Origin of the sequence: Acidovorax sp. JG5, assembly GCF_017939685.1 — a bacterium.
Classification (GTDB): domain Bacteria; phylum Pseudomonadota; class Gammaproteobacteria; order Burkholderiales; family Burkholderiaceae_C; genus Acidovorax.
The window spans coordinates 157,258-176,717 of sequence record NZ_JAGKSE010000001.1; the positions used below are offsets into that span (position 1 = coordinate 157,258).

Consider the following 19,460-nt stretch of genomic DNA (forward strand, 5'->3'; position numbering starts at 1 on the left):
ATTGTGAGAAGGCGGCGGCTCCCTGTTCGTGCCGAAACGGCACGAACAGGTTCAAATTTGAACCGCTTTAAGAACAGTTCACGCAGGTCAGCGCAGCGTGACGGCCTGCCATACGGCCTCGGCCAGCGGGCCCAAGCGGCGCTTGGGGCGATATAAGCGCACGTCAAAACGTACTTCCATGCGCGAGCTGCCCGCCGGAGCCAGGCGCCCGCTCTTGCAGTCGGCATGCACCATGGACCAGGGTAACCAGGCCACGCCAAGCCCTTTTTGCACGTATTCGTAGTGGGCATCCGCCGAGTCGCATTCCACCAGGCGTTGCAGGCGCGGTGCATGGGGGTTGTGCGCCAGGTGGTCCTCGACCAGGCGGCCCAACGCCAGCTGGGGCGCGTAGGCAAGGTAGGGAACTGGCTGCGCCTGGGCAAAGCTGTGCAACGCCCGTCCTTCGGTCGTGGCGCGGGACACGGGCACCAGGCGGTCTGCCGCCAGCGTGACGTGGGTAAACTGCCGCGCGTCCAGTGCAATGGCCAGCGCCGGGTGGTGGTACACGAGCGAGAAATCCGCCTCACCGCGCTCCAGTATGGCCACGGTGTCGGCCAACGCCCGGGTCAGGATGCGCAACTCGCCGTCCTGCAGCACGGGGCGCAGGCGCACCAGCCAGTCGGCCACGACAGTGCGGGCCAGGGTGCGGCCGGTGGTCAGCGTCACGGTGCGGCCCTGGCGCCCGGCCAGGCTTTGCAGCTCCTCGTGCGATTGGGCCAGGTTGCGCGCCAGCTGGGCCGCAGTTTCGAGAAAGCTGGCACCCGCAGAGGTCAGGGTGACCGGGCCGCCGCCGCGCTCCACGAGGGGCGTGCCGGCCCAGGCTTCGAGCGCGCGAATGCGCCGCCCGAACGCGGGGTGGGTGACGTGGCGCAATTCGGCGGCGCGCGTGAAGCTGCGCTCCTGCGCCAGCGTGATGAAGTCTTCAAGCCACTTGAGCTGCATGGCCTGCGGACAAAAAATGGCGACTACGGATGCTGGTGCAGCCCAGGCCCCACCGGCACGCAAGCGCAGCGGGGGTCGCCAGCGGTGCCATGCAGCTCAGCCGGCCGCCGCCTGCAGCACGGCGCGGGTGCGCAGCGCTTCGTGGCGCGCGGCGGTGGCGAAATCGTCCCCATCCGAGGCATACAGAATGGCCCGCGACGAGTTCACGATGATGGGGCCGTCAGGGCGCAGACCGGCGCGCACGGTGGCCACGGCATCGCCGCCCTGCGCGCCCACGCCGGGGATCAGCAGGGGCAGCGTGGGCGCAATGCTGCGCACGCGCTCAATTTCCTGAGGGTAGGTGGCGCCGACCACCAGGCCGAGCTGGCCGTTTTTGTTCCAGGGGCCTTGCGCCAGGCGCGCCACATGTTCGTACAGCAGGGGCTGGCCTTCGATGCTGGCCAGGCGCTGGTTTTGCAGGTCGTCGCCGCCGGGGTTGGAGGTGCGGCACAGCAAAAAGGCGCCCTTGCCGTGGTAGGCCAGATAGGGCTCGATGGAATCGAACCCCATGAACGGCGAGAGCGTGACGGCGTCGGCGCCATAGCGCTCGAAGGCCTCCTTGGCATATTGCTCGGCGGTGGAGCCGATGTCGCCACGCTTGGCATCCAGAATCACCGGCACCTGGGGCGCATTGCAGCGCATGTGCTGCATCAGCCGTTCAAGCTGGTCTTCGGCGCCGTGGGCTGCAAAGTAGGCAATCTGGGGCTTGAAGGCGCAGGCCACATCGGCCGTGCTGTCGACGATCGCAGCGCAAAAGTCGTAGATCTTGCGCGGGTCGCCGCGCAGGTCGGCGGGAAACCGGGTGGGTTCGGGGTCCAGTCCCACGCAGAGCATCGAGTTGTTCTGGGTGGATGCATTGCGCAGCATGTCGAGAAAGGTCATGGGGCGCAATTTTAGGCGGCGCCATGAAGGGCACGAAACACCCATGACAACACCCATGAAAGCGCCCATGAAAAAAGGCCGTCGAAACGGCCTTGGTCTGATCGCCCCTGCGGGCAAGCAGCGCAAGTCTTCAGGACGTGGCGGCGGCCCGCTTTTCGAGAATCTCGAATGCCGGCAAGGTCTTGCCTTCCAGCACTTCCAGGAAGGCGCCGCCGCCGGTGGAGATGTAGCCCACCTGCTGCTCGATGCCGTATTTGGCAATGGCCGCCAGGGTGTCGCCGCCGCCGGCAATGCTGAAGGCGGGCGATTGCGCAATGGCCTGGGCAATCGTGCGCGTGCCGTTTTCAAAGGCGGAAAACTCGAATACGCCCACGGGGCCGTTCCAGACGATGGTGCCGGCCGATGTGAGCTGGGCCGCCAGCCGCGCGGCGGTTTCGGGGCCAATGTCCAGGATCAGGTCGTCCTCGGCCACATCGGTGGCGGCCTTGATGGTGGCGGGTGCATCGGCGGCAAAGGTTTTGGCGGTGACCACGTCGGTGGGAATCGGCACCTCGGCGCCGCGCGCCTTCATGGTCGCCATCACGGACCGGGCGGCGTCCAGCAGATCCGGCTCGGCCAGGCTTTTGCCGATAGGCAGGCCTGCGGCCAGCATGAAGGTGTTGGCAATGCCGCCGCCCACGATGAGCTGGTCCACCTTGTCGGCCAGGCTTTGCAGGATGGTGAGCTTGGTAGACACCTTGGAGCCTGCCACGATGGCTGCCAGCGGGCGCTGGGGCTGGGCCAGGGCCTTGGTGAGGGCGTCGATTTCGGCCGACAGCAGCGGGCCGGCGCAGGCGATGGGGGCGTATTGCGCGATGCCATAGGTGGTGCCCTCGGCGCGGTGGGCCGTGCCAAAGGCGTCGTTCACGAAGATGTCGCACAGGGCGGCCAGCTTGCGGGCCAGGTCTTCCTTGTTTTTCTTTTCACCGACGTTGACGCGGCAGTTTTCCAGCAGCACCACCTGCCCCGGCGCCACGGTCACGCCGTCCACCCAGTGGGCGAGCAGCGGCACACCATTTTCATAAGGGTGGCCCAGCAGCTCGCCCAGGCGCCGGGCCACGGGGGCCAGCGAGTCTTCAGGCTGGAATGCACCTTCGGTGGGGCGGCCCAGGTGGCTGGTCACCATCACGGCGGCGCCCGCGTCCAGGGCCATGCGGATGCACGGAATCGAGGCGCGGATGCGGGTGTCTTCGGTGATGTGGCCGGCGGCATCCAGCGGCACGTTCAGGTCGGCACGGATGAAGACGCGCTGACCACGAACTCGGTTCTGGGCGCACAGATCGGAAAAACGCAGGATGTTCATGGGCAAGAAGCTCGCGAAGGGGACTCGGGTAACGGGGCTGTCATTTTAGGCGCCTGTGCATTGCCGCCCTTCGCCGCCGCCGCCCTACCAGCCCCAGCCGATGTGCAGTGGCAGGTACACCAGCATGCCCACCACGATGGTGCCCAGAATGCCGCGGCGCCAAAAATAGTAGGCAACGGCGCACAGCACGGCGGGCAGGCGCGCGTCTTTCAGCGTGGTGATGAACGCGCCGTGCGCCATGAAAATCTCGGGCGCAATGACCGCCGTGAGCGCGGCCAGCGGCGCATATTTGAGCCCGCGCTTGAGCCAGTCGGGCAGGGGCAGCTCGCGCTCGGGGATCATGAAGAAGGAACGCGTCACCAGTGTGAGCACGGCCAGACCCGCCACCGCGACAAAGGGTTCCAGCCAGTCCCAGCTCATGGATGCAGCTCCTCGCGCAGGGCCACCGCGTCGCCCGCCTCGACCTGTTCGAGCTCGTCGGCGCCGATCATGCTGTCTGCCGGCACCAGCAGCACCTCGGGCTTGTGGCGGCGCCGGTCCACGGCCTCGATGAGCAGGCCCACGGTGACCGCAGCGGCAATGGCCACCAGGATGTTGAGCTTGAGCGGCAGGGCAAAGGCGGCGATGGCTGCCGTGGCGGCCACCCCCGTGGCCAGCCAGGTGGCACGGTCGAACAGCAGCGACAGCAGCACCCCCAGCAGCGCCAGCACACCGGCAAAGCCAAGCCCCCAGGACACGGGCACGGCGTTGGCCAGCAAAATGCCGGCGATCGACGGCACCTGCCAGGCCAGCCAGTTGGTGGTGGCGGCGCCCCAGAAATAAGGCAGCTGGTCGGGCTCGGGCTGCGGTTCGGGAAAGCGCTTCATGAAGGCCACGAAGATCACGTCGCCGCTGAAGTAGCCAATGGCCAGGCGTTGGCGCAGCGGCAGGTGGGCAAAGTAGCTGCGCCACAGGCTGCTGAAGATCACGAAGCGCAGGTTCACGCACGACGCCGTGAGCCACACCACCCACAGCGGCGCGCCGGTGGCCAACAGCGGAAGCACGGCCAGCTGGGCGCTGCCGGCATACACCAGCAGCGACATGAAAATCGCCATGGACACCGAGATGCCGCCCTTCACCATGGCCACGCCCGTCACCAGGGCCCAGGCGGCGATGCCCAGCGAGGTGCCGGCCATGTCGGTGATGGCCAGGCGAAACGCCGGGTGGCGCACGGTCTGGCGGACCGTCTGCAGGCTCATGGCGCGGTCGGCGCGCCCGTGGTGCCGGGCGCTGGCCCGGCCCCCAGCACCATGCCGGGCTGCAGCGGGAAGCCGCGCAGAAACTCGGAGGCCGGCAAGCGCTTGCCACCGGCGCGCTGCAGGGTGGTCAGGATCAGGGCATCTTCGCCGCAGGCCACCAGCACGCCGGTGTTGTCTATAGACAAAATCTGGCCGCAGCGCTTATCTGGAAAGCGCTGATAGCTACTAATTTCATAGTCCCAGAGTTTGATGGTCTCCGTGCCCAGCGTGGTGCTGGCCCCAGGAAAAGGGTCGAAGGCGCGGATCTGCCGGCCAATCACCTGCGCTGGCAGCGACCAGTCCACCGCGCTTTCGGATTTTTCGATCTTGTGGGCATAGGTCACGCCCTGCTCCGGTTGCTGGACAGACTGCAGGCCACCGCAAGCGGCCAGCTCCAGGGCCTCCACGATCAGCCGGCCACCCAGGTTGGCCAGGCGGTCGTGCAGCGAAGCGGTGGTGTCGCGGGGGCCAATGGGCAGCTTTTCGGTCAGCAGCATGGCGCCGGTGTCCAGGCCCGCATCCATCTGCATGATGGTGACGCCCGTCTCAGCATCGCCCGCTTGGATGGCGCGGTGGATGGGGGCGGCGCCGCGCCAGCGCGGCAGCAGGCTGGCGTGGATGTTCAGGCATCCATGGGCCCCCACGCTCCCCGCTGCGCGTGGTTCGCTGCCCCCCGAGGGGGCCTTCGCGCCTTCGGGCGGCCGTGCGGCGCTCATGGCATCCAGCACCCACTGCGGCAGGATGAGGCCGTAGGCCGCTACCACCATGGCATCGGCCTGCGCGGCCAGCAGCGCTGCACGGGCGGCAGCGGCGTCTTCGGGGAATTTGCCGTCCAGGCGCAGGCTGCGGGGCTGGGCCACTGCAATGCCATGCTCCAGGGCGCATTGCTTGACGGGCGAGGCCTGCAGCTTCATGCCCCGGCCGGCGGGGCGGTCGGGCTGCGTGAGCACGAGGGGCACGGTGAACCCGGCGTCCAGCAGACGCTGCAATGCCACGCGGGCGAATTCGGGGGTTCCGGCAAAGATGATTTTCATGGAGAAGGGGCGGCGGCGGATCAGAAATCCCTGTCATCGCCCGGGGGCTGGTCGTCGGTGAAGAGCAGTTGGCGCACGGTGCCGGCGCGGTCGATGTGAATGTGCGCCAGGCGCGGTTCGTAGTCGTCCATGAACCGGTAGGTCCAGACATCGCCGTCAAAGCGGGCCACCCGCTCGACCAGCATCGGCGGGCCGAAGGCGCGCTCCACGTCGGCCCGGCTCCAATGGTCCAGTGCAATGCCCGAAAAGCGGGCGAAGGTCAGCACCTGTTCGACGCGTTCCAGGCGGCCGGTGGCATCGAAGTCGAGGTGAAATACCTGGCGGCCGGCCGGCAGGGTGGAATAGAGCAGGCGCTCGCGGTTGCCGTCCAGGGCGGTCGTGCTGTGCGGTGCGCCCAGTCGGGCCAGCACGTCGGCGCGGCGGGCGCCGGGCTTTTCCCGGTCGGGCGAGGCGCAGGCCGACAGCAGCACCGCCAGAACCAGCACACTGGCGCCCATGCCGAGGCGGCGCAGAACGCTCACTCGCGCGCTTCCCGCTGCTGCTTGAGCAGCTTGGTCTTGATGCGGTTGCGCTTGAGGGGCGAGAGGTATTCCACAAACACCTTACCCATGAGGTGGTCCATCTCATGCTGGATGCAGATCGCCAGCAGTCCGTCTGCCTCGATCACGCGGGACTGGCCCTGGGCGTCCAGCGCCTGCACATGCACCGCATCAAAACGCTCCACTCCGTCATAAATGCCAGGCACCGACAGGCAGCCTTCTTCGTTCAGGTGCTTTTCGGCGCTGGCCCAGACAATCTCGGGGTTGATCAGCACCAGGGGTTCGTTGCGTTCCTCGGAGACGTCGATGACCACGACGCGCTCGTGCACGTCGATCTGCGTTGCCGCCAGGCCGATGCCATGGGCGTCATACATCGTGGCGAGCATGTCCGCCACCAGCGTCTGGATGCGGGCATCCACGGCCTGAACCGGCTGGGCGACCTTGTGAAGACGAGGGTCCGGGTAACAGAGAATGGGAAGAATGGCCATGGATGAAGGTGAAAGCTGTGGGTATTTTCGCCACTTTTGGCCGGCGCTGCAGCCACCAACGGCAATATTCGTTGCCCGATCAAGGGCTTGAGCAGAGAATCTAAAATGGTTTGTAACGTATCTGCCCGGCGGCCTGCATGGCGCAATCGACCGCGGCGCCAGAGAGGGGCGTTTCACAATGCATCACAAAAGGAACAGCATGACGGCATTCACCAGCGTGTGGCGAACCGCCCTGGGCGCATTGACAGTACTGGCCGGCGCCATGCTGGCCGCTCCGGCCCAGGCGCAGAACTACCCGGTTTCCAGTGGCCAGCGGGCCACGGCGCAACAGGTGGCCGAACGTGGTGTTCCTCTGTCTGAACTGGCGCCGTCAGCGCCCGACACCTATGTCGTGAAACGTGGCGACACCCTTTGGGGTATTGCGGGCATGTACCTGAACCGCCCATGGCGCTGGCCCGAGCTGTGGGGCATGAACCTCCAGGCCCTGCCCAATCCCCACCTGATCTTTCCAGGCCAGACGCTCTATCTCGAAAAAAATGGCGGTTACGCGCGCCTTCGCACCAGCGCCCGCGGCACGCCTGAGACGGTGCGGGTATCGCCGCGCACGCGCAGCGACAGCCTGGCCGACTCCGCCCTGCCAACGCTCAAGCCGCATCTCATCGAGCCCTTCCTGGTGGAACCGCTGGTGGTGGACGCCGAGGTGCTGCAGCGCGCGCCGCGCATTGTCGCCACGGTGGATGAGCGCGTGCTGATGGCCGACGGTGATCGGGCCTATGCGCGGGGCGACGCGTCCAGCCCGCTGCGGGTGGAACCGGGCGCGTCCCGCCACTACCGCGTTTTTCGGGATGCCATTGCCCTCAAGGATCCCCTGACGGGTGAAATCCTGGGCTACGAGGCGCAGTACGTAGGCAAGGCCGAGTTGGTGCGGGGCGAGTCGGTGGAAGAAACGGCCGATGGCAAGGGCGGTATCGCCTACGACTATGTGCCAGCCACCGTGGAGTTGTCAGCGACCAAGGAAGAGGTCCGCGCCGGCGACCGGTTGCTGCCAGCACCAGCGCGCGCCTTTGTCAGCTACACGCCGCGCGCCCCCCAGATGAAGGTCGATGCGCGCGTGGTCTCGATCTATGGCGGCAACTCGGTGTCCTACGCGGCGCAGAACCAGGTCATCGCAATCAACCGGGGCACGCAGGACGGCATGGAAGCCGGCCAGGTGCTCCACATCCTGACCAAGGGCGATCGCCTCAAGGACACGACGGATGCAGCCAAGACCGTGATCAAGCTGCCCAGCGAGCGCAATGGCCACGTCATGGTGTTCCGCACATTTGACCGGGTTTCCTACGCCTTGATTCTGGAAATCCGCACGGGCGTGCGGGTGGGTGATCGTCTGGTCAACCCCGAATAAGGATGGAATCGGAGCCGACGCGGTTGCCTCGGGCACGCGGCCGTCTCCAACCCGCCACTCCCATGGAACGCGATGAACTTGCCGGCTGGCTGCGCCTGACGCTGACCCCGGGCGTTGGCAACGGTGCCGCCCGCCGTCTTTTGGCGGCCTTTGGCCTTCCGACTGCCATTTTTCAGCAGTCCGAGGGCGCGCTGGCGCAGTGCGTGACGTCCGCCCAGGCGCAGGCCCTGTGCCAGGTTCCGCCGGGCCTGGCGCCGCTGCTGGAGACCACCTGGGTGTGGCTCCAGGGCGCTGCACCCGAGGGCACCGCACGGGTCGTCCTGACGCTGGGCGATGGGCGCTACCCGCAGGCCCTGCTCGAAACCGAAGACCCGCCTCTGGTGCTGTATGGCATTGGTCCGCCAGCGCTGTGGGCCGCGAATCCCTTTCCCCCCGATTGCTGCCTGGCCATCGTGGGCAGCCGCAACCCTACCGCCCAGGGTGCGGACAACGCGCGGCAGTTCGCACGCGCACTGCATGCGGCGGGGCTCACCATCGTGTCCGGGCTGGCGCTGGGGGTGGATGCCGCCGCGCACGAGGGGGCGCTGGACAGCGCGGTGGCGGGCGCCGCCGTTCCCGCCACGATTGCGGTGGTGGGAACGGGGCTCGACCGGGTGTACCCCCGCCAGAACCTGGCGCTGGCCAGGCGCATCGCCGCCCATGGCATCCTGATCAGCGAGTACCCCTTGGGCACGCCGCCCCTGGCGGCGAATTTCCCCAAGCGCAACCGCATCATTGCGGGCCTTTCGCAGGGAACGCTGGTGGTGGAGGCGGCATTGGCATCGGGCTCACTGATCACGGCCCGGATGGCGGTGGAGCAGGGGCGTGACGTGTTCGCCATTCCGGGCTCCATCCACGCGCCCCAGTCGCGCGGCTGCCATGCGCTGATACGGCAAGGCGCCAAGCTGGTGGAATCGGCGCAGGACGTGCTGGAAGAACTGCAGCTCCCTGCTCCAGAGGCAGCGCCGCAGCCAACCGCCCCTGGCACGACCCCATCGAAACCGCCCGAAAGCGCGCTGCTCCAGGCGATGGGGTTTGATCCGGTGGGGCTGGATGCCCTGATGGCGCGCACAGGCATGGACACCGCCGCCATGCAGGTGCAGCTGCTGGAGCTGGAACTGGCCGGTGCCGTGGCCCGACTTCCGGGCGGGTTGTTTCAACGCATGGGCAGCGCCTGAACGGGCCCGGTCTGCGGACCGGCCGGGTCAGCCCGGATCAACCCAGCAGCCGCTCCGGGTTGGCGTCCAGCTTGGCCAGCGCGTCGCGCGTGGCGCGCAGGGTCAGGCCTTCCTCGTCCTGGGCCACTAGCAACCCGGATTGCAGGTAGGCCGCCAACCGGCGCAGCTGGATGAGATAGCTGCTGCCGTCCGTGGCGGCAAAGAGGTGCAATTGCTTGCGTTGGCTCTGCCAGGCGTATTGCACCTGTGCCGACGCGCCGTTGTGGTCGAGGGTAAACCATGTGCCCCGCTGCAACTCCTGGGCCCAGGCCACCATGGCGTCGTCCACCGGCGCTCCGTTGTCGGCGATGACGTGGATGGATGACGCATCGATACCGAGCATCATTTCGATGTTGTCGGCATTGAGCGGCATGTCGCCCAGCGTGGCATCCCCGATGAAATCTTCCAGGTTGGCCAGGCGTTTGGCCATGGCGTCGATGTGTGCCTGCGGGATGGAGGCCGTCTTGGACAGGAAGGCATCGGCCAGGGTATCGGTCAGCACCTTGATCTGGGCGTCCTGGGCTACTCCATTGATCCCCATCAACGCCAGACCCTGCCGCAGACGTTGCAGCAGGCCTGGCAGACTCTGGATGACTTTAGCCCGGTCGCTGCGGTTGGGCTTGGCGCTGGCCGCCCAGACCAGATCGGCCGCCGTGCGCTTGAAGGTGACCGTATCGGCGTGCTGCGGCCCTTCGCGCACGGCGGACAGCGCCAGCACCTCGGCCCAGGTCTTGAAGAGGAACTCCCGAATCTCCTCGCGCACCGGCATATCGCGCAGCATGGTGCGCAGCTCGATCGTGTACTGGATCGCCAGCGTTTCCTTCTGCTCCACCTGTTGTGCCACGCTGACGAGGCGCGAGGTGGCCTGCTTTTGGGTCAGGAACTTCGACAAGAATTTTTCAAATTCGTCGTACACCAGCTGAAAGACCCGTCGTCCGGTCTCGGGGTATTGCTCGATCACCTGCACCACGCGGCGGATCTCTGCCTCCAGGGCGCTGCCGTTGATCGTGGTGGCATCAAACCCCATTACGCACGCCCCCATGCGGTCAATGAGCTGGCGGGCCGGGTGGGCAATGTTGCTGAAGAACTCGGGCTCCGCCAGGGCCACGCGCAACACCGGCACCTGCAGGCGCGCAAACCACACACGCACGGCCGGGGGAATGCGGTCCTCGGCCAGAATGCTCTGGAACATCAGCGCCACCACCTCGATGATGGCTTTTTCTCCTGCCGTCGAGGCCTTCTTCTTCAATTCGGTGGAACGCTCCCGTACCGCGCCCGCCAGCTGCACCACAGCGGCCGGGCTGTAGTCTTCGATGAGCGTGGCGACACCGCTGTAATAGGTGTCGGCCTGGACGCGGTGGGCCGTGAGGGCATGCGCCAGCGCGGCCGATGCGGGTGGTGCGTTGACCAGATCAAAGCCGGTGGCGGGCTGGGTGAGCAGCCGCCGCAGTTGCCCCATGACGCCCTGGGCCCGCAGGCGTGCACGCGACAGTGGGGTCATGCCGGTGGCGAAAGCCGTTCCCGTTCCCATGCCCTGTTGCTGGGGCTGCCTCTGTGGTGCGGCGCGTGTGGCGGCCATGGCCTCCCGGCTTTGCGTCAGTGCCTGCGATGCCAGTCCGGCCGCTGCGGCATCGCTGCCTGCCACCGTACCGCCCTCGGTCCGGCGCACGCGCGAGCGCAGGTCGTTTTGTGGGGTGACGCCCTGCTCCACATAAAACACATTCACGGCCTGGTATTGCTTTTGCAGCAGGTTGGCCAAGTCGCGCTGCAGGGGGTCCACCACAGTCAGCAGATCCGTGCGCGGCAAGCCGGCCTTGCACCATTGTTCGACGACGATCAGGCAGACGGCCTCGGGACGCAAAATGTCATTGCTGTCGAGATCCTGGCCTTCTAGGGACTGGGTTCGCTGCCGCACCGTGTCGAGCTGGTGACTGACCTGTTCGGTGATCGTGAGCGCCATGCGGGAGGCGGCGATCTTGTTTTCCACCACTTCGTCGCTGAGCAACTCGAAGTGGCCGCCAATGGCCCGGGTCTCGCGTGTCGTGCTGATATGGGGGGCCAGAGCCTCGCGCAGTGCACTGTCCAGGTTCGCCACCCAGTCGCGGTGCTGCTGCTGGTACAGCTGCCAGGTATCGCGCCGCGACTGCATCTCACGCTGCGTGCCGGTCTGGGACATCAGCTGGGTCAGGAAATCCAGAATCGTCTTGTCCACGTCGAGCAGCCCGGCGCAGAGTCCTTCCACAAACTTCTGGCGCGCCTGGCGGGCCAGGCGGCGCTGCGGCAGGGAAGGGGAAGGGGCGGGCATGTCTCAATGGTAGCGCGGTAGCGCCTCAGACCGTGGCCCCTGCATTGGGGTCGTTCGGGTCTTCATCCTTCCTGGCCACCTTGACAAGGTCTTCCCGCTTCACGCCCAGCCACATGGCAATGGCCGCTGCGACGAACACCGACGAGTAGATGCCGAACAGGATGCCGATCGTCAGTGCCAGCGCAAAGTTATGCAGGCTGGGGCCGCCAAAGAAGAACATCGACAGCACCATCGCCTCGGTGGAGGCATGGGTGATGATGGTGCGGCTCATGGTGCTGGTGATCGCATGGTCGATCACCTCGTGCGTGTTCATCTTGCGGTATTTGCGGAAGGCCTCGCGAATCCGGTCGAAGATCACCACCGATTCGTTCACCGAATAGCCCAGCACGGCCAGCACCGCCGCCAGCACCGACAGCGAGAACTCCCACTGGAAGAACGCGAAAAAGCCCAGGATGATCACCACGTCGTGCAAGTTGGCAATGATGGCGGCCACGCCGAACTTCCACTCGAAGCGAAAAGCCAGGTAGACCACGATACCCACCACCACCATGGCCAGCGCCATGAGCCCCCCGTGCACCAGTTCTTCGCCCACTTGCGGGCCGACAAACTCGGTGCGCCGCAGCGTCACGGCCGGATCGGCCGCCTTGAGCGCGGCAATGACCTGCTCGCTTTGCTGGGCAGAAGTCACGCCCTTTTGCACAGGCAGGCGGATCATCACGTCGCGCGCGGTGCCGAAGTTCTGCACCTGCACGTCGGTATAGCCCAGGCCGGAGACCGTCTCACGCACCTTGGCCAGTTCGGCGGGCTGGCTGTAAGCCACTTCCATCACGGTGCCACCGGTGAACTCCACCGACAGGTGCAGGCCGCGCGTGAGCAGGAAGAACACGGCCAGCGCAAAGGTAATGAAGGAAATCGCGTTGAAAACCAACGCGTGCTTCATGAAGGGGATGTCTTTTTTGATGCGAAAAAATTCCATGGCCGCAGTCCTCTTTAGTTCGTTTTGGCCACAGCGGTGTCGGCGTCTGGTTTCCAGACCTGTCCGATCGACAGGCTCTTGAGCTTTTTCTGGCGGCCATACCAGAGGTTCACCACGCCGCGCGAGAAGAACACGGCCGAGAACATGCTGGTCAGGATGCCGATGGTGTGCACCACGGCAAAACCGCGCACGGGCCCGGAGCCAAAGGCCAGCAGCGCCAGACCCACGACCAGCGTGGTCACGTTGGAGTCCAGGATGGTCGCCCAGGCACGTTCGTAGCCCGCGTGGATGGCCGCCTGCGGCGACAGGCCATCGCGCAATTCCTCGCGGATGCGTTCGTTGATCAGCACGTTGGAGTCGATCGCCACACCCAGGGCCAGCGCCATGGCGGCAATGCCGGGCAGGGTCAGCGTGGCTTGCAGCATCGACAAAATGGCCAGCAGCAGCAACACGTTCACCGACAGCGCCAGGGTGGAAAACACCCCAAACAGCCGGTAATACACGCACATAAAGGCGGCCACGGCCACCATGCCCCAGACCACGCTGTGAATGCCGCGCTCGATGTTGTCGGCACCCAGGCTCGGGCCAATGGTGAATTCCTCGATGATCTCCATCGGCGCTGCCAGCGAGCCGGCACGCAGCAGCAGCGCGGTGTCGTTGGCTTCGGCGGTCGTCATGCGGCCCGAGATCTGCACGCGGCCACCGCCGATTTCGCTGCGGATCACGGGGGCTGTGACCACTTCGCCCTTGCCTTTTTCAAACAGCACGATCGCCATGCGCTTGCCGATGTTTTCGCGCGTGATGTCGCGGAAGATGCGCGAACCCTTGGCGTCCAGCGTCAGGTTGACGGTGGGTTCCTGGGTCTGGCCATCAAAGCCGGGCTGGGCGTCCGTAAGGTTCTCGCCGGTCAGGATGACCTGCTTTTTCACGATGACCGGCTGGCCGTTGCGTTCCAGGTAGCGCTCGGAGCCAAACGGCACGGGGCCCCGGCCGGCTTCGGCCGAGCGCGCTTCGGTGCCTTCGTCCACCAGGCGCACTTCCAGCGTGGCCGTGCGGCCCAGAATGTCCTTGGCCTTGGCCGTGTCCTGCACGCCGGGCAACTGCACCACGATGCGGTCCAGGCCTTGCTGCTGGATCACGGGTTCGGCCACGCCCAGTTCGTTGATGCGGTTGTGCAGCGTGACGATGTTCTGCTTGAGCGCCTGCTCCTGCACGCGGCGCGTGGCCTCGGGCTTGATGGTGGCGCGCAGCCGGAACTCGGTGCCGTCGGGCGTACTGACGGTCTGCAGGTCGGTGAACTGGTCGGAGATCAGGTTGCGGGTCGCCGTCTGCGTGGCTTCGTCGCGCACCTTGATGTCGATGGTCTGGCCATCGCGGCTGATGCCGCCATGGCGGATGTTCTTGTCGCGCAGCGCGGTGCGGATGTCGCCGGCATACGACTCGGCCTTCTTGGTCAGCGCGGCCTGCATATCCACCTGCAGCATGAAGTGCACGCCACCGCGCAGGTCCAGCCCCAGGTACATGGGGCGCGCATGCAGCGCCGTGAGCCAGGCCGGTGAGCGCGACACCAGGTTCAGCGCCACGATGTACGAGGGATTGGCCGGGTCGGGCACCAACGCCTTCTGGATGGCGTCGCGGGCCTTGAGCTGGTTGTCGGGGGTATCCAGGCGCGCGCGTACCGAGCCGCCGTCGAGCGTCACCAGGTCGGGCGTGACGCCTGCCGCCTTCAGCACTTCTTGCACCCGCTGCTGCACCTCAACATCCACCTTGACGGTGGCCTTGGCCGACGAAACCTGCACCGCAGGCGCTTCGCCGAAGAAATTAGGCAGGGTGTACAGGGCACCCACCAGCAGCACGATCACCAGGATCGCGTACTTCCAGACCGGGTAACGGTTCATGATCGCGCTCTTATCAGTTGTCCATGGCGCATGGCGCCAGCCCCTGCCAGGGATGCCGTGGAACTGGCTTTGCCAGGCCACTGGCATCGTCCCCCTTCCCGCGCGTTGCGCGAGAGAACGGGGAAGCGGCGCAGCCGCTCAGGGGGATATTCATCTTTACTTGACCGTGCCCTTGGGCAACACCTGCGCCACCGCGCTGCGCTGGACCTGCACTTCCACACCGCTGGCGATCTCGATGTGCAAGAAACCTTCGGACAAGCGCGTGACCTTGCCGACGATGCCGCCAGCGGTGGCCACTTCATCGCCCTTGGCGATGGCCTCGATCATGGCGCGGTGCTCTTTCTGGCGCTTCATCTGGGGGCGGATCATGACGAAGTACAGCACCACGAACATCAGCACCAGGGGCAGCATGCCCGTGAGCGAGGACATGATGTCACCACCGCCCGTAGCGGCGGCAGGAGCGGTCTGGGCAAAAGCAGAAGAAATAAACACGGACAGAACTCCACAATGGATGGGCAAAACACAAAACGCGCCGCCGGCACGCTTCACAAGCGCCGGCCGGGGCGGAACGGGGCATTGTATGCGGCCCCCTGCGGCGCGCCCAAGGGCTAAGACCCAGGCCGACGCCGGGTGTTTGCCGCGCAACGGTGAACTTCTCCGTGGCAGTTGAAAAAATGAATGAAAATGGCACGTAGCGCTTTATGGAAAAGCGCTTGTAGCTATATATTTAATAGCACTACCCATGCAGTGGCGCCGACCTTCATGGCCCGAAAAGGCCGCGCGCCGCTGTTCAGGCGGCCTGGCGCTGGGGCGCGGCCGCCGCGCCGCCCCGCCACTGCACCAGCAGATCGTCCCATTTCGGGCGCACGGTTTTCAGGTGCCGCTCCTTCACATGCCCATAGCCGCGGATGCCTTCGGGAAGGCTGGCAATTTCCACAGCCAGCGGCAGCTTTTCGGGGGTGAGGCCCGCCAGCAGCTCGTCGATGCAGGCGCGGTATTCGACGATCAGCGCACGCTCCATGCGGCGCTCTGCGGTCTTGCCGAAGATGTCCAGCGCCGTGCCGCGCAGGCCTTTCATCTTGGCCAGCAGGCCGAAGGCGCTGCGCATCCAGGGGCCAAACGGCTGCTTGACCAGCTCGCCCTTGTCGTTCTTCTTGGCGGTCAGGGGCGGCGCCAGGTGGTGCACCAGCTTGTAGTCGCCCTCGAACATGTTCGCGATCTTGTCCGTGAAGGCCTTGTCGGTGTGCAGGCGCGCCACTTCGTACTCGTCCTTGTAGGCCATGAGCTTGAAGAGGTAGCGGGCCACGGCCTCGGTCAGGCGATGGGTGCTGCCCAGCTTGGCTTCTGCGGCCTTCACCTTTTCAACAAAGGCCTGGTATTCAGCGGCATAGGCTGCGTTCTGGTAGCCGGTCAAGAACTCCACGCGCTTGGCCACCATTTCGGCCAGCGAAGGCTTCTTGACGAACTGGATCACCTGCGCCGCCTGGAACAAGGCCTGCACTGCCGCCAGGTCGTGCGCGCAGCGGCGGCCCCATTCGAAGGCGGCCTTGTTGTTCTCGATCTGCACGCCGTTCAACTCCATGGCGCGCATCAGCGATGCGTACGTGAGCGGCACGCGGCCCTTTTGCCAGGCGTAGCCCAGCATCAGCGGGTTGGTGTAGATGCTGTCGCCCAGCAATTGGGTGGCCACCTGCTCGGCGTCAAAGCTGCCCACACCTGCCGCGCCCACGGCAGCGGCAATGGCGGCATCGCAGTTGCCGCCGGGGAACTGCCAGTCGGGGTTGTTCACAAACGCCGCCGTGGGCGTGCCGTGCGTGTTGAGCGCCACAAAGGTGCGGCCCGGCTGCATGACGGCCAGGGTGTACTTGTGCGCAGCCACGATGGAATCGCAGCCGATCACCAGGTCGGCCTTGGCCGTATCGACCTTGGTGGTGTAGATGGCGTCGGGGCGGTTGGCGATCTGGATGTGGCTCCAGGTGGCGCCGCCCTTTTGCGCCAGGCCACCGGCGTCCTGCGTAATGACGCCCTTGCCATCGAGGTGCGCCGCCATGCCCAGCAGCGAGCCGATGGTGATGACCCCCGTGCCGCCCACGCCGCCCACCACGATGCCCCAGGCGCTTTCAGCCACGGGCAGCACGGGGTCAGGGATGTTCGGAAGCGCCGACAAATCGCCCTTCTTCTCCTTCTTGGGCTTCTTGAGCTGGCCGCCTTCCACCGTCACAAAACTGGGGCAGAAGCCATTGACGCACGAGTAATCCTTGTTGCAGGTGCTCTGGTTAATGCGGCGCTTGCGGCCGAATTCGGTCTCCACCGGCTCCACGGAGAGGCAGTTGGACTTGGTGGAGCAATCGCCGCAGCCCTCGCACACCAGTTCGTTGATGACCACGGTCTTGTCGGGCGTGGCCAGGGTGCCGCGCTTCCTGCGGCGGCGCTTTTCGGTGGCGCAGGTCTGGTCGTAGATGATGGTGGTGCAGCCCTTGATCTCGCGGAACTGGCGCTGCAGCGTGTCGAGCTCGTCGCGGTGGTGCACCGTCACGCCGTCGGCCAGGGCCACGCCGTCGTACTTGTGCGGCTCGTCCGTCACGATCACGAGCTTGGCCACGCCTTCGGCCTTCAGGCTGTTCATGATCTGCAGCACCGAATGGCCCTCAGGCCGCTCGCCCACCGTCTGGCCGCCGGTCATGGCCACGGCGTCGTTGTAGAGCACCTTGTAGGTGATGTTGGTCCCCGCAGCGATCGCCTGGCGGATGGCCAGCAGGCCGCTGTGGAAGTACGTGCCGTCGCCCAGGTTGGCAAACACATGCTGGTCGGTGGAGAACGGCGCCTGGCCCACCCAGGTCACGCCCTCGCCGCCCATCTGTGTGAAGGTGGAGGTGTTGCGGTCGGGCATCCAGTTGGCCATGTAGTGGCAGCCGATGCCGGCCACGGCGCGCGAGCCCTCGGGCACGCGGGTGCTGGTGTTGTGCGGACAGCCGCTGCAAAACCACGGGGCGCGCTCGCCGGTGTCCACCAACAGAGACGTCATGGCGCGCTCACTGGCCTCGATGATGGCCAGGCGCGCCTCCATGCGGGCCACGATGTCGGCGGGCACGCCCAGCTTCTTCAGGCGCTTGGCAATGGCCTTGGCGATGATGGCGGGCGTGAGGTCCGCCTTGGCGCGCAGCAGCCAGTTCTGGCTGGGGTTGGGCATGCTCCATTCGCCGCCTGTGCCGTCACCCTCGGGCTCATCGAACTTGCCGAGCACGTTGGGCCGCACATCAGCGCGCCAGTTGTACAGCTCTTCCTTGATCTGGTACTCGATGACCTGGCGCTTTTCTTCCACCACCAAAATCTCTTGCAGGCCCTGCGCAAAGTCGCGCGTGATGGTGGCTTCGAGCGGCCAGACCACGTTGACCTTGTGCACGCGGATGCCCAGCTGGCGGCAGGTGTCGTCATCGAGGCCCAGGTCCACCAGGGCCTGGCGCGTGTCGTTGTAGGCCTTGCCGCTGGCGATGATGCCGAAGCGGTCTTGCTTGCCTTCGATGACGTTGTAGTTGAGCTTGTTGGCGCGGATGTACGCCAGGGCCGCGTACCACTTGTAGTCCATCAGGCGCGCTTCCTGCTCCAGCGGCGCGTCGGGCCAGCGGATGTGCAGGCCGCCGGGGGGCATGGCAAAGTCTTCGGGCGTGATGATCTTCACGCGGTCGGGGTCGATGTGGATGCTGCTGGACGACTCCACCACCTCCTGAATCGTCTTCATGCCCGACCACACGCCCGAGAAGCGGCTCATGGCAAACGCGTGCAAGCCCATGTCCAGAATCTCTTGCACACTGCTCGGAAAGAACACCGGCGTGCCGCAGGCCTTGAAGATGTGGTCGCTCTGGTGCGCCGCCGTGCTGCTCTTGCTGATGTGGTCGTCGCCCGCGATGGCGATCACCCCGCCATGCTTTGCCGTGCCCGCCATGTTGGCGTGCTTGAACACGTCCGAACAGCGGTCCACGCCCGGGCCCTTGCCATACCAGATGCCGAACACACCGTCGAACTTTTTGCTCTGCGGGTACAGATCGAGCTGCTGCGTGCCCCAGACGGCCGTGGCGCCCAGCTCTTCGTTCACGCCGGGCTGAAAGACGATGTGGTTCTCGGCCAGGTGCTTCTTGGCAGCCCACAGGGCCTGGTCGTACGTGCCCAGCGGGCTGCCCCGATAGCCGCTGATGAAGCCGGCCGTGTTGAGCCCCGCCGCCGCATCGCGCTGGCGCTGCAGCATGGGCAGGCGCACCAGGGCCTGTACGCCGCTCATGAAGGCGCGGCCTTCGCCCAAGGTGTATTTGTCCTCCAGGGTGACAGTCTCTAGGGCTCTGCGGATCGATTCGGGCAAGGGGGCGTTCATGGCTGTCTCCGTGGGGATGGCGGCCCTGCCACCACCTTGTGGGCGGCAGCGGGCGTCGAAATAGATGGCTTGCAGGCAGTTTAGGCAGGCGCGCCGGATATGTGCTTTCGTTTTTATGCCGTGTTTACCCTCGATTCAGAAAGGATCTTTCTTAAAATTGCCACAACATGAACAATTTAGACAAATACGACCTCGCCATCTTGCAAGAATTGCAGGCCGACGCCCGCCTGACCAATGCCGAGCTGGCCCAGCGGGTGGGGCTGTCGGCCGCGCCGTGCTGGCGGCGGGTGCGGGCGCTGGAGGAGGCCGGGTACATCAAGGGCTACCGCGCCGAGATCGACCGGCACAAGATCGGCCTGGGCGTGCTGGCCTTTGTGCGGCTCGACGCTGACCGCAGCACCGGCAACCTGACGCGGGCCATGGAAGAGGCCATTCGCCAGATTCCCGAAGTGGTGTCGTGCCACTACATCAGCGGCACCGGCACCTTCGAGCTGCAGGTGGTGGCGCGCGACCTGGACAGCTTTTCGCTGTTTGCCCGCGACGTGCTGCTCAACCTGCCCAATGTGAAAGACATGCACACGAGTTTTTCGCTGGGCGAGGTGAAAGCCAGCGGCGCCCTGCCCCTGGCACAACTGGCACGGGCGCGCACCTGATTGCTATTTATTAGATAGCTAC

At 65.8% G+C, this 19,460-nt stretch carries 16 protein-coding genes; 3 read left to right on the forward strand and 13 right to left on the reverse strand.

The window, feature by feature from the left end:
- Positions 1-87 precede the first annotated feature (87 nt).
- From J8G26_RS00690 to def, 8 genes are all read right to left on the reverse strand, one after another.
- The gene (locus tag J8G26_RS00690; protein ID WP_210567558.1) at positions 88-981 is read right to left on the reverse strand and encodes a LysR family transcriptional regulator; all 894 of its coding nucleotides are present in this window, start codon (positions 979-981) and stop codon (positions 88-90) included.
- A 96-nt stretch (positions 982-1,077) separates the two neighbouring features.
- Positions 1,078-1,902 (reverse strand): orotidine-5'-phosphate decarboxylase, encoded by an 825-nt coding sequence (gene pyrF / locus J8G26_RS00695; protein WP_087748014.1) that lies wholly within the window; start codon positions 1,900-1,902, stop codon positions 1,078-1,080.
- Between the two features lie 130 nt (positions 1,903-2,032).
- A complete protein-coding gene (locus J8G26_RS00700) occupies positions 2,033-3,244 on the reverse strand; it encodes a phosphoglycerate kinase (protein WP_210567559.1) in 1,212 nt (403 codons plus the stop codon).
- Positions 3,245-3,328: 84 nt separating this feature from the next.
- The gene (locus J8G26_RS00705; protein WP_087748016.1) at positions 3,329-3,664 is read right to left on the reverse strand and encodes an AzlD domain-containing protein; all 336 of its coding nucleotides are present in this window, start codon (positions 3,662-3,664) and stop codon (positions 3,329-3,331) included.
- Positions 3,661-4,482, reverse strand: a complete 822-nt coding sequence (locus tag J8G26_RS00710) for an AzlC family ABC transporter permease (protein ID WP_210567560.1) — start codon at positions 4,480-4,482, stop codon at positions 3,661-3,663. The genes J8G26_RS00705 and J8G26_RS00710 overlap by 4 nt, the downstream gene beginning before the upstream one ends.
- A complete protein-coding gene (locus J8G26_RS00715) occupies positions 4,479-5,555 on the reverse strand; it encodes a methionyl-tRNA formyltransferase (RefSeq protein ID WP_210567561.1) in 1,077 nt (358 codons plus the stop codon). The genes J8G26_RS00710 and J8G26_RS00715 overlap by 4 nt, the downstream gene beginning before the upstream one ends.
- A 20-nt stretch (positions 5,556-5,575) precedes the next feature.
- Positions 5,576-6,076: a hypothetical protein gene (locus J8G26_RS00720; protein ID WP_349238289.1), complete on the reverse strand. Its 501-nt coding sequence runs from the start codon at positions 6,074-6,076 to the stop codon at positions 5,576-5,578.
- On the reverse strand, positions 6,073-6,582 hold the full coding sequence (def, locus tag J8G26_RS00725) for a peptide deformylase (RefSeq protein ID WP_087748019.1): 510 nt from the start codon (positions 6,580-6,582) through the stop codon (positions 6,073-6,075). Before def ends, J8G26_RS00720 begins: the two co-directional genes overlap by 4 nt.
- 199 nt (positions 6,583-6,781) lie before the next feature.
- Between def and J8G26_RS00730 the strand changes: the two genes are divergently transcribed.
- Together J8G26_RS00730 and dprA are read left to right on the forward strand one after the other, a co-directional pair.
- Positions 6,782-7,984 carry a LysM peptidoglycan-binding domain-containing protein gene (locus J8G26_RS00730; RefSeq protein ID WP_210567562.1) on the forward strand — a complete coding sequence of 401 codons (1,203 nt, stop codon included), beginning with the start codon at positions 6,782-6,784 and terminating at the stop codon, positions 7,982-7,984.
- 62 nt (positions 7,985-8,046) lie between these two features.
- Positions 8,047-9,201 carry a DNA-processing protein DprA gene (gene dprA, locus J8G26_RS00735; protein WP_210567563.1) on the forward strand — a complete coding sequence of 385 codons (1,155 nt, stop codon included), beginning with the start codon at positions 8,047-8,049 and terminating at the stop codon, positions 9,199-9,201.
- A gap of 37 nt (positions 9,202-9,238) precedes the next feature.
- Here the strand turns inward: dprA and J8G26_RS00740 are convergent, their stop codons facing one another.
- The 5 genes from J8G26_RS00740 to J8G26_RS00760 all read right to left on the reverse strand — a co-directional run bounded on the left by J8G26_RS00740 (position 9,239) and on the right by J8G26_RS00760 (position 18,785).
- Entirely contained in the window at positions 9,239-11,545 is a 2,307-nt protein-coding gene (locus J8G26_RS00740; RefSeq protein WP_210567564.1) for a DUF1631 domain-containing protein, read from the reverse strand.
- A 25-nt stretch (positions 11,546-11,570) separates the two neighbouring features.
- Entirely contained in the window at positions 11,571-12,521 is a 951-nt protein-coding gene (gene secF, locus J8G26_RS00745; RefSeq protein WP_087748022.1) for a protein translocase subunit SecF, read from the reverse strand.
- A gap of 14 nt (positions 12,522-12,535) precedes the next feature.
- Positions 12,536-14,419: a protein translocase subunit SecD gene (secD, locus tag J8G26_RS00750; RefSeq protein WP_087748023.1), complete on the reverse strand. Its 1,884-nt coding sequence runs from the start codon at positions 14,417-14,419 to the stop codon at positions 12,536-12,538.
- A gap of 156 nt (positions 14,420-14,575) precedes the next feature.
- Positions 14,576-14,911, reverse strand: a complete 336-nt coding sequence (gene yajC / locus J8G26_RS00755; protein WP_087748024.1) for a preprotein translocase subunit YajC — start codon at positions 14,909-14,911, stop codon at positions 14,576-14,578.
- Positions 14,912-15,209: 298 nt separating this feature from the next.
- Positions 15,210-18,785, reverse strand: a complete 3,576-nt coding sequence (locus J8G26_RS00760; RefSeq protein ID WP_210567565.1) for an indolepyruvate ferredoxin oxidoreductase family protein — start codon at positions 18,783-18,785, stop codon at positions 15,210-15,212.
- 167 nt (positions 18,786-18,952) lie between these two features.
- Here J8G26_RS00760 and J8G26_RS00765 point away from each other — a divergent pair, with 167 nt between their 5' ends.
- Positions 18,953-19,438, forward strand: a complete 486-nt coding sequence (locus J8G26_RS00765) for an Lrp/AsnC family transcriptional regulator (protein ID WP_210567566.1) — start codon at positions 18,953-18,955, stop codon at positions 19,436-19,438.
- Positions 19,439-19,460: the final 22 nt, after the last annotated feature.

Excerpts from the sequence above, each read along its gene's own strand:
- J8G26_RS00740 (WP_210567564.1), bottom strand. The coding sequence starts at position 11,545 with ATGCCCGCCCCTTCCCCTTCCCTGCCGCAGCGCCGCCTGGCCCGCCAG.
- J8G26_RS00700 (WP_210567559.1), bottom strand. The coding sequence starts at position 3,244 with ATGAACATCCTGCGTTTTTCCGATCTGTGCGCCCAGAACCGAGTTCGT.
- J8G26_RS00730 (WP_210567562.1), top strand. The coding sequence starts at position 6,782 with ATGACGGCATTCACCAGCGTGTGGCGAACCGCCCTGGGCGCATTGACA.
- secF (WP_087748022.1), bottom strand. The coding sequence starts at position 12,521 with ATGGAATTTTTTCGCATCAAAAAAGACATCCCCTTCATGAAGCACGCG.
- J8G26_RS00760 (WP_210567565.1), bottom strand. The coding sequence starts at position 18,785 with ATGAACGCCCCCTTGCCCGAATCGATCCGCAGAGCCCTAGAGACTGTC.
- J8G26_RS00715 (WP_210567561.1), bottom strand. The coding sequence starts at position 5,555 with ATGAAAATCATCTTTGCCGGAACCCCCGAATTCGCCCGCGTGGCATTG.
- secD (WP_087748023.1), bottom strand. The coding sequence starts at position 14,419 with ATGAACCGTTACCCGGTCTGGAAGTACGCGATCCTGGTGATCGTGCTG.
- J8G26_RS00765 (WP_210567566.1), top strand. The coding sequence starts at position 18,953 with ATGAACAATTTAGACAAATACGACCTCGCCATCTTGCAAGAATTGCAG.
- J8G26_RS00705 (WP_087748016.1), bottom strand. The coding sequence starts at position 3,664 with ATGAGCTGGGACTGGCTGGAACCCTTTGTCGCGGTGGCGGGTCTGGCC.
- J8G26_RS00690 (WP_210567558.1), bottom strand. The coding sequence starts at position 981 with ATGCAGCTCAAGTGGCTTGAAGACTTCATCACGCTGGCGCAGGAGCGC.
- def (WP_087748019.1), bottom strand. The coding sequence starts at position 6,582 with ATGGCCATTCTTCCCATTCTCTGTTACCCGGACCCTCGTCTTCACAAG.
- pyrF (WP_087748014.1), bottom strand. The coding sequence starts at position 1,902 with ATGACCTTTCTCGACATGCTGCGCAATGCATCCACCCAGAACAACTCG.
- J8G26_RS00710 (WP_210567560.1), bottom strand. The coding sequence starts at position 4,482 with ATGAGCCTGCAGACGGTCCGCCAGACCGTGCGCCACCCGGCGTTTCGC.
- dprA (WP_210567563.1), top strand. The coding sequence starts at position 8,047 with ATGGAACGCGATGAACTTGCCGGCTGGCTGCGCCTGACGCTGACCCCG.